The sequence below is a fragment of the Pontibacter sp. HJ8 genome (assembly GCF_054824225.1).
In genome coordinates, this window is the sequence record NZ_JSYF01000334.1 from 1 (window position 1) to 9,188 (window position 9,188).

7 protein-coding genes and 1 tRNA gene are annotated in these 9,188 nt (G+C 48.9%); 4 read left to right on the forward strand and 4 right to left on the reverse strand.

Annotated elements, in window-relative coordinates; genetic code table 11:
• Positions 1 to 220 precede the first annotated feature (220 nt).
• From OB13_RS14485 to OB13_RS14500, 4 genes are read right to left on the reverse strand one after another with little or no spacing between them, the layout of a single operon-like run.
• Entirely contained in the window at positions 221 to 1,507 is a 1,287-nt protein-coding gene (locus OB13_RS14485; protein ID WP_461490884.1) for an adenylosuccinate synthase, read from the reverse strand.
• 7 nt (positions 1,508 to 1,514) lie between these two features.
• Positions 1,515 to 1,865 (reverse strand): STAS domain-containing protein, encoded by a 351-nt coding sequence (locus OB13_RS14490; RefSeq protein WP_461490885.1) that lies wholly within the window; start codon positions 1,863 to 1,865, stop codon positions 1,515 to 1,517.
• Positions 1,837 to 2,361 (reverse strand): Fur family transcriptional regulator, encoded by a 525-nt coding sequence (locus OB13_RS14495; protein ID WP_461490886.1) that lies wholly within the window; start codon positions 2,359 to 2,361, stop codon positions 1,837 to 1,839. The genes OB13_RS14490 and OB13_RS14495 overlap by 29 nt, the downstream gene beginning before the upstream one ends.
• A 27-nt stretch (positions 2,362 to 2,388) precedes the next feature.
• Positions 2,389 to 4,578, reverse strand: a complete 2,190-nt coding sequence (locus OB13_RS14500; RefSeq protein WP_461490887.1) for a RelA/SpoT family protein — start codon at positions 4,576 to 4,578, stop codon at positions 2,389 to 2,391.
• 300 nt (positions 4,579 to 4,878) lie between these two features.
• Here OB13_RS14500 and OB13_RS14505 point away from each other — a divergent pair.
• The 4 genes from OB13_RS14505 (at position 4,879) to clpX (ending at position 8,738) form a co-directional block, all read left to right on the forward strand.
• Positions 4,879 to 4,960: transfer RNA gene (locus OB13_RS14505), tRNA-Leu, on the forward strand.
• A 77-nt stretch (positions 4,961 to 5,037) separates the two neighbouring features.
• On the forward strand, positions 5,038 to 6,360 hold the full coding sequence (gene tig / locus OB13_RS14510) for a trigger factor (protein ID WP_461490888.1): 1,323 nt from the start codon (positions 5,038 to 5,040) through the stop codon (positions 6,358 to 6,360).
• Positions 6,361 to 6,448: 88 nt separating this feature from the next.
• Positions 6,449 to 7,147, forward strand: a complete 699-nt coding sequence (locus OB13_RS14515) for a ClpP family protease (RefSeq protein WP_461490890.1) — start codon at positions 6,449 to 6,451, stop codon at positions 7,145 to 7,147.
• A 364-nt stretch (positions 7,148 to 7,511) separates the two neighbouring features.
• A complete protein-coding gene (clpX, locus tag OB13_RS14520; protein ID WP_461490889.1) occupies positions 7,512 to 8,738 on the forward strand; it encodes an ATP-dependent Clp protease ATP-binding subunit ClpX in 1,227 nt (408 codons plus the stop codon).
• Positions 8,739 to 9,188 lie beyond the last annotated feature (450 nt).

The following is a 9,188-nucleotide window of genomic DNA, read 5'->3' on the forward strand; positions in this document are numbered from 1 at the left end:
GAATAGTTTCCAAAATAGTTTCGGGTTTTTTCGCACCGCCCAAAAACGGCCCCGATTCCCGGTTTTTCCTCCTGGCGGCTGGAAGATAACAAGCCTCTGGGCAGCCAGAGTTCCAGCATAATTCGGAATTTCTGTTTCTGCCCCTGTGCAAAACAAAAGGCCCTGTCCATAGTAGACAGGGCCTCGTGTAAACTTCTTTCTCTCTATAGGTATAGGAATGTTATCCTACCTGTACCTTATCTCTTCTTAGTGTACTCTTTCTATCCGGGCCTACCGATGCGATGGTAATAGGCACCTGCAGTTGCTCTTCCAGGAAAGTCATGTAGTTATTGAATGCTTCAGGAAGCGCCTCTACCGTCTCGATCTGGTTCAGGTCAACTCTCCAGCCTGGCATCTCTGTATAGATTGGTTCTATACCTTCGATTTCCAGGGAGTGCGGTAGCTGATCCGTTATCTCGCCGGAAGGCAGCTTGTAATGCGTGCACACTCTTATGGTGTCAAAGTCTGTCAACACATCCGCCTTCATCATATTGAGCTGGGTCACCCCGTTCAGCATGATAGAATATTTCAGTGTAGGCAGATCAACCCAACCGCAACGGCGCGGACGCCCTGTAGTGGAACCGAACTCGCGTCCAGCCTGCCTGATCTGTTCTCCTACCTCGTCCAGAAGCTCTGTCGGGAATGGACCACTGCCTACACGTGTACAATAGGCTTTGAATATACCGTATACTTCCCCGATATGTCGTGGTGCTACGCCAAGTCCGGTGCAGGCACCCGCTACCAGTGTAGTAGAAGAAGTCACAAATGGATACGTTCCAAAGTCTACATCCAGCAGCGAGCCTTGTGCTCCTTCTGCCAGTATACGCTTGCCGTTTTTCAGAGCATCGTTGATTATGTATTCACTATCCACGAGCTGAAGCGTGCGCAGGTAGTCTACTGCTTCAAAGAACTTCTGCTCCTGCTCTCCCAGGTCCATCGTTTGCCCGTAGAATTCTACTGTTTTGCGGTGGCGGTCCAGCAACTTCTTGTAGCGGTCCTCGAAATCGTCTGCCAGGATATCGCCTACGCGCAATCCTACTCTGCCGATCTTATCCTGGTAAGTTGGTCCTATACCCTTCAGAGTAGAGCCAATCTTACCTGTGCCCAGGGCTTCTTCAGAAACCTTGTCCAATACTTTGTGCGAAGGAAGTATAAGAGATGCTTTTTTAGAAATAAACAGGTTTTGGGTAGCGTCTACACCGCGGTCCTGTAATTTCTGCATTTCCAAGCGAAACACGATCGGGTCGAGCACAACGCCATTCCCTATGATATTCTGAATGCTGGAATGAAAAATACCAGAAGGGATCTGGTGCAACACGTGCTTTGTACCTTCAAACTCTAGTGTGTGGCCCGCATTAGGGCCGCCCTGGAAACGGGCAACAATGTCATAGGTTGGAGCCAGTACGTCAACGATTTTTCCTTTGCCTTCGTCTCCCCACTGCAGACCTATTAATATGTCAACTGCCATTTATACTTTAGTAAATTGATTCCTTTAAGAATTGAGCTGCGAAGTTATCATTTTCTGCGATGGTAAAAATGGCATTTAGCTTCGTCACGATCAAAAGTTTGCGAATGTGGTCAGAAGGCTTGATGAGTACGAGCTCCCCTCCCCTGTTGCGAAACTTGGTCAGTAAAGAAACCAGTACCCCCATTCCGCCACTATCCATGAAGCGAACATTAGACAGGTCCACTGCACACAACAATACCTGATCGGCCACTTGCGCTTCAGCGGCGGCAATCATACCTTGTGTATCAGGCCCGGCAACCAGGTCACCTTCCAGCCTGATAAACAGGACCTCATCCTTCAGTTCTGTCTGATACTTCATGATGCTGTATTTCTGTTGCTCTTTTGGCGCGGCAATCACCGCATACGCCATATAGATTTAGAGAATGGTGCAAGATATGAAAATTTAAAAGGTCGCCCACCATTGTCTGTATATTATGAATACGCGGATCGCAAAACTCCACGACTTTGTGGCACTCCGTACAGATCACGTGGTCGTGCTGGCGATAACCGTACGATTTTTCGTACTGCGCCAGGTTGCGCCCAAACTGGTGCTTGCTTACCAGGTCATTCTCTACCAGCAGATCCAGGGTATTATATACCGTGGCCCGGCTCACGCGGTAGTTCTTGTTTTTCATACTGATGTAGAGCGACTCCACATCAAAGTGCCCGGATCGGGAGTAAATCTCCTCCAGGATCGCGTAGCGCTCCGGGGTCTTGCGCAGCCTTTTGCTTTCCAGGTAGGCCGTAAATATCTTTTTGACCTGGTCTATTTTGATTTGCTCTATACTCGTGCGGTCTTGTACCATGTCTGTCATTCTCTATTATATAATAAGAGTGGCTAACTAGTCGAAACGCTCGACCGTCAGCACACCGGTAACCCGGCCCATGCGCTGGATGAGTTTATCCAAGTGGCCGGTATCATTAACAAAAACCATAATGTTACCTTCAAAGATTCCATCATGCGAATCTATTGTGATCGAGCGCATGTTCACGCGCAAGCTGTTGGAGATGATCCGCGTCAGGTCGTTTACCAGGCCTACACGGTCCGTTCCCTTGATGCGTATACCTGCCAAGAAGGCAAGTTCCTTCTGATCGGTCCACTTGGCCTTGATGATGCGGTTTCCATAATTGGACATCAGTTCAATGCCCCGCTTGCAGGTAGTGCGGTGTATTTCGATGCCGTCTTCTTCTGTTTCAAACCCGAACACATCGTCGCCAGGTATAGGATTACAGCAGGAGGCAACCCGGTAAGCCATATTGGAGGTATTCTCCCCTATCACGAGCATGTCGGAGTTCACCCCTCTGATCTTCTGCACTTCCCTGTCAAATGACTTGGGCTCCAGCATAGAGGACCCTCGCTCGGCGGAGGCTGTGAAAATAACCTCCTTTATATTCTTGGTATCAATGTGCCCTGTTGCTATGCGGTAGTGTAGGTCCTGCACGGTCGGCACATTGTAGAAGGCAAGGAGCTTGTTCAGGTTAACCTGCGTTTCAGCTACCTTCAGCTGGTCCAGTCGCTTTTCCAGCATGACCTTTCCCTGCTCCGATTTGTCCCTGCGTTCTTCCCGAAGGTATTCCTTGATGCGGGAGCGTGCCTTGGAAGTCACCACGTAGCTGAGCCACTCCTCATTGGGTTTCTGCTTCTGGGAAGTGAGGATCTCTACCTGGTCACCGTTGCGTAGCCGGAAGCTCAACGGCACCAGTTTCTGGTTCACTTTGGCACCCAGGCATTGCAGGCCGATCTGGGAATGTATTTCAAAGGCAAAATCCAGGGCGGTGGCACGGTCGGGCAGGATGAGCAACTCACCCTTTGGCGTAAACACAAATACCTCTTCCACGAACAGGTTTTTGCGGAACTCGTCCATGAACTCCAGAGCATTGGCAGTGTTGTTCTCCAGCATATCCCGCACCTTGTTGATCCAGAGTTCCAGCCCTGACTCTCCGCCGCTGCCGTCGCTCTTATACTTCCAGTGCGCCGCATAGCCCCGTTCTGCGATCTCGTCCATGCGCTTGGTGCGGATCTGCACCTCTACCCATTGGCCGGCCTTACTCATCACGGTGGTGTGCAGCGATTCGTAGCCATTGGCCTTTGGCGTGTTCACCCAGTCGCGCAAACGGTCCGGGTTAGGCTGGTAGAAGTCGGTGATGATGGAGTATACCTGCCAGCAGGCAGCCTTCTCGTACTCCAGGGGTACATCGAGCGTTATACGGATCGCAAAAAGATCATAGATCTCTTCAAACGTGATGTTCTGTTTCTTTATCTTCTTTAAGATAGAGTAGATGGACTTGGGCCTGCCTTTGATATTGAACTTGAAACCATGGCGGCGCAACTCATCCTCTATCGGCGAAATAAAATCTTTGATAAACTTATTCCGCGCCAGGCGGGTTTGCCGGATCTTGTTGGAGATGGCCTTATACGTTTCGGTATCGGTGTACTTCAGGTATAGGTCTTCTAGCTCCGACTTGATGGCGTATAACCCCAGGCGGTGCGCCAGCGGCGCATACAGGTACATCGTTTCGGATGCGATCTTGAGCTGCTTGTGGCGCGGCATGCTGTCGAGGGTACGCATGTTGTGCAGCCGGTCTGCGAGCTTGATCAGGATCACCCGCACGTCGTCTGACAGCGTAAGCAGCATTTTGCGGAAGTTCTCGGCCTGCTGCGAAGTACCGTAATCAAACACACCGGATATCTTGGTCAGGCCTTCGATGATACGGGCTACGCTGGCGCCGAACTCACGCTCGATCTCATCCACTTCCATGGCCGTGTCTTCTACCACATCATGCAGCAGGGCTGCTACGATAGATGTTGTGCCCAGGCCTATCTCCTCTACCGCGATCTGGGCCACAGCAAGTGGGTGCAGTATATAAGGTTCGCCTGATTTGCGGCGCATATCCCTGTGCGATTCCATCGAGGTATTGAAAGCCTTTTTGATGATCTTGGCATCGTTATCCTTCAGAAAAGGCTTTGCGTGCCGGAGTAATCTTCGGTAGTGTCTTAAGATCTCTTTGCGTTCTGCTTCCGGATCGATCATAATAATGTCAGGTAGAAAGTATAGTGTACTCAGGCCCTGTTAACCTGTAACCATACTTATGCTGGTATCTATAAGTATAAATTAGGCAGCGGCATTTTAAGTTTCAAATATAAGTGAATATACGCTTCTATGCACACAACGCCACCTGATTCACATTAATAATTGATAATGAGCATGTAAGCTAACAGAAGCATCTTCGCCGGCGGGAAGTGCGAAAAATATTATGCTTTTTTTCAGCGGCCCTATTGTTTTTGAAATAAGCGTTTGTAAATTTGCACCATCATTACGATAAAGTACCACGCGGATGTGGCGAAATTGGTAGACGCACTAGACTTAGGATCTAGCGCTGCGAGGCATGGGGGTTCGAGTCCCTCCATCCGCACATTAAAGGAAACCCTCAACAGCCCATGTTGGGGGTTTGTTTTTACTAGATGTATCATCATTAAATTTTTGTAAGCCTTGAATATTACATTAAATCAAACCGACGGCTCTAACGCTCAACTGAAGGTAGTTCTGGAAGAGGCAGATTACGCACCTAAGGTTGACCAGCAAGTAAAAGAGTTCAGCAAGAAAGCCCAGATCAAAGGCTTCAGACCTGGTAAAGTGCCAGCCGGTCTTGTCAGAAAAATGTATGGCAAGAGCATACTGGTAGAGCAGATCAACAAGATCCTGCAGGAGGAAATCTCCAACTACATCAAAACGAACGATGTGAAACTGCTGGGTGAGCCGCTTCCGGATCTGAACCAGCAGGCGATCGACTGGGATAACCAGAAGGAGTTCGAATTCAACTATGAAGTTGGCTTGCTTCCTGAAATCAACCTTCCGCTGGATAAAAGCGTAGAGGGATACACTATTGAAGTAGACAAGGCTACGATCGACGAGGCTTACGAAAACCTGAAGCGTCAGTTTGGCCAAACCACTAACCCGGAAACTTCAGCAGAAGGTGACTTCATCTACGGTGACCTGAAGCAGGTGGATGGCGAATTTGAGTCTAAAACGCTTATCCCTACGACCCGTGTGGTAGCAGGCAAAGAGCAGTTTGTAGGTGTAAAAGCCGGTGACACGATCCGTTTTGATATCCGCAAAGCTTTTGGTGATGACAACAGCGCGCTGGCGCACGTTACCGGCATGAGCAAGGAAGTCGCAGCTGACCTGAATGGCGAGTTTGAATTTGTTGTTGAGAAAATCAACCGCACCGAGCCTGCCGAGCTGAACCAAGAACTTTTTGACAAACTTTTCGGTAAAGATGTTGTAACAACTGAAGAAGAGTTTGACGCCAAGATCCGTGAGACAATCCAGGAAAATTATGACCGCGAAGCAGACAACCTGCTGAGCCGCAACATCATCGACACACTGGTTGATAATGTGGACGTGGAGCTTCCAACTGATTTCTTCAAGCGCTGGCTGCAAGTGACCAACGAAGGCCGCCTGACAGCTGAGCAGATCGAGGAGAACTTTGACAAGTACCTGCGTGAGCTGAAGTGGTCCATGATCAAGAACAAGGTGGTGGACGAGAACGAGCTGAAAGTTACAAACGAAGAGGTTGTAGCCGCTACGAAGGAGAAGATGCTGGCACAGTTCAACATGCCTGAGATCCCGGAAGAACTGGTAGAGAGCATGAACAACTATGCCAACCAGTACCTGAGCCAGGACAACGGCCGTAACTACATCAATGAGTACGAGCAGCTACTGGCCGAGAAGGTGCTCGCTAAACTAAAAGAAAAGATGACTGTTGTAGAGAAGACAATCTCTGCAGAGGACTTCAAAAACCTTTCGTTCTAAAAACGAGAAATAATATTTATCTGAAAAAGTCCTTTATTTATTAAAGGACTTTTTTATTTTTGAATAAACCGTAAACCTAAACAAGATGATGTTTAACAAAGAGGAGTTCCGGAAATTTGCCGTTAAAGGCCAGGGCATGAGCGGCCTGGGCGTAGATCAATATATCCATCATATAGAAGGACGTGCCATGCACAACATTGAAAGCATGACCCGCTCCGTAATTGAGGAACGTCCCACGAATTTCCGTGAGATTGACGTATTCTCACGCCTCATCATGGACCGTATCATTTTCCTGGGTACGCAGGTAGATGATTTTATCGCCAACATTATTACGGCGCAGCTGTTGTTCCTGGAGTCTGCCGACGCCAAGAAAGACATCCTGCTCTACATCAACAGCCCGGGTGGCTCCGTATATGCCGGCCTGGGAATCTATGATACCATGCAATATGTCAATCCGGATGTAGCGACGATCTGTACAGGTCTTGCTGCTTCGATGGGTGCCGTATTGCTGGCCGGTGGTGCCAAGAACAAGCGTTCTGCCCTGCCGCATGCCCGTGTTATGATTCACCAGCCAATGGGTGGCACGCAAGGCCAGGCCTCCGATATCGAGATCACGGCCCGTGAGATCCTGAAGCTGAAGAAAGAGCTGTATGAAATCCTGGCGGAGCATTCCGGCAAATCATACCAGGACATCTACGACAACTCGGATCGTGACTACTGGATGAAAGCAGAAGAAGCAAAAGAGTATGGCCTGATTGACGAGGTACTGCACCGCAAGAAAGACTAATGTCTCAACTAAGGTATAGGCTGGCCTTCACCTCTATTTACAAAACCCGCATCAGGCAGCTGATGCGGGTTTTGCTGTTTTATTGACAAGAAAAAATTGCACCCAAACAACTTCGGTTGACGTAAAGTGAGTTTCGGCCAAGAATTTATCAACAGCAGGCTGTGGATACTGAATCAATATAAATAGTTGATTTTTAACTAATTAACCTAAAATATACGAATAGCCATTTTTTAATTTATGAGTACTTTTTATAATCATATCAACATTTTCGTAATATGATTTGTGCTTCTATAAACTTTCAATTTTGTACCTTTGCTCCGTGTTAGATCTGAAAAGGTCTTAGAATCTTCTGAACAAACTTCATATGGCTGAAATTACCTGCTCCTTCTGCGGCAAAAACAAGAAAGACGTATCTGTGATGATATCCGGTATCAACGCACACATCTGTGACCGTTGCATCGGCCAGGCCCAGCAAATCCTGAACGAAGAAAATAAGATACGCGCCAACAGCCGCACGCCGAAGTTCAACCTGATGAAGCCTAAGCAGATGAAGGAGTACCTTGATCAGTTTGTGGTAGGCCAGGACAATGCCAAGAAAGTGATGTCGGTGGCGGTATACAACCACTACAAGCGTCTGATGCAGCGCACCAACGAAGACGATGTCGTGATCGAAAAATCCAACATCATCATGGTAGGTGAGACAGGTACAGGCAAAACGTATCTGGCCCGTATGATGGCCGGCATTCTGCAGGTTCCCTTCTGTATTGCCGATGCGACCGTACTGACAGAAGCAGGCTACGTAGGCGAGGACGTGGAAAGCATTCTTACCCGCCTGTTGCAGGCAGCTGATTACAATGTAGAGTCTGCGGAGCGTGGTATCGTGTACATTGATGAGATTGACAAGATCGCCCGTAAGAGCGACAACCCTTCCATTACCCGCGATGTAAGCGGCGAAGGTGTGCAGCAGGCTTTGCTGAAACTGCTGGAAGGTACGGTAGTGAACGTGCCCCCGCAAGGTGGCCGTAAACACCCGGAGCAGAAAATGATCACCGTGAACACAGAGAACATTCTGTTCATCTGCGGTGGTGCCTTTGTAGGTATAGACCGACTGATCAAGAACCGCCTGAACACACGTCCGATTGGCTTCTCCAAGTCCAAGCAGGACGACCAGGAAGAAAAAGAGAACTTCCTGCGCTACCTTACTGCCCAGGATCTGAAGAACTTCGGCCTAATACCGGAATTGATCGGCCGTCTGCCCGTGGTAACGCACCTCGACCCGCTTGACAAAGAAACCCTGCGCCTGATCCTGCTGGAGCCGAAGAACTCCATCGTGAAGCAGTACAAGCGCCTGTTCGAAATGGAGAACATCACCCTATCGTTTGACGATGAGGCCCTGGATTATATTGTAGAGAAAGCGGCAGAGTATAAACTCGGAGCCCGTGGGTTGCGTTCGATCTGCGAGGGCATCATGACCGACGCGATGTTTGAGCTTCCGTCTGAAGAAGAAGGAGCGAAAGAACTGCTGATCACCGGCGAATATGCCCGCGAAAAATTTGACAAATCAACGCTGAAGCAACTGCGCGTTGCGTAAGCAGTAAAATACTACCTAGTGAAACAGGCCTTAGCTGATTTTAGCTGAGGCCTGTTTCGTTTTTTGATCAGTTGTGATTCTGTAATTATCCAGAACTATTATGCCGCAAGTTTGAGTGCTGCGTAACTTGTGGTACAAAATAGATAGCAGTACCGGGTACTGCCACCCCTGCCCCTCCTTATCTAAGGAGGGGAGCCTGCTGTTCCTGCTGGAAAGGTATAGGCGTTGTAGCTGCGTTTCCTCTAGGTGCACGATTGTCATCCCCCTACCCCCTTCGAAGGGGGACTTGCCGCCACTCCTGTTATCTAGGTATGAGCCTTGTAGCAACAGGTATAGTTGGCAGGTATAGCCGATAGGTATAGCAATAGGTATAGGAAGACTAACTTATAACACCTGCTACGATGCAGGAGCTCGAGCCAAGTGCACTTTGTGGCGCTCCACTGTTCGAGC

Excerpts from the sequence above, each read along its gene's own strand:
- OB13_RS14515 (WP_461490890.1), top strand. The coding sequence starts at position 6,449 with ATGTTTAACAAAGAGGAGTTCCGGAAATTTGCCGTTAAAGGCCAGGGC.
- clpX (WP_461490889.1), top strand. The coding sequence starts at position 7,512 with ATGGCTGAAATTACCTGCTCCTTCTGCGGCAAAAACAAGAAAGACGTA.
- OB13_RS14495 (WP_461490886.1), bottom strand. The coding sequence starts at position 2,361 with ATGACAGACATGGTACAAGACCGCACGAGTATAGAGCAAATCAAAATA.
- OB13_RS14490 (WP_461490885.1), bottom strand. The coding sequence starts at position 1,865 with ATGAAGTATCAGACAGAACTGAAGGATGAGGTCCTGTTTATCAGGCTG.
- OB13_RS14500 (WP_461490887.1), bottom strand. The coding sequence starts at position 4,578 with ATGATCGATCCGGAAGCAGAACGCAAAGAGATCTTAAGACACTACCGA.
- OB13_RS14485 (WP_461490884.1), bottom strand. The coding sequence starts at position 1,507 with ATGGCAGTTGACATATTAATAGGTCTGCAGTGGGGAGACGAAGGCAAA.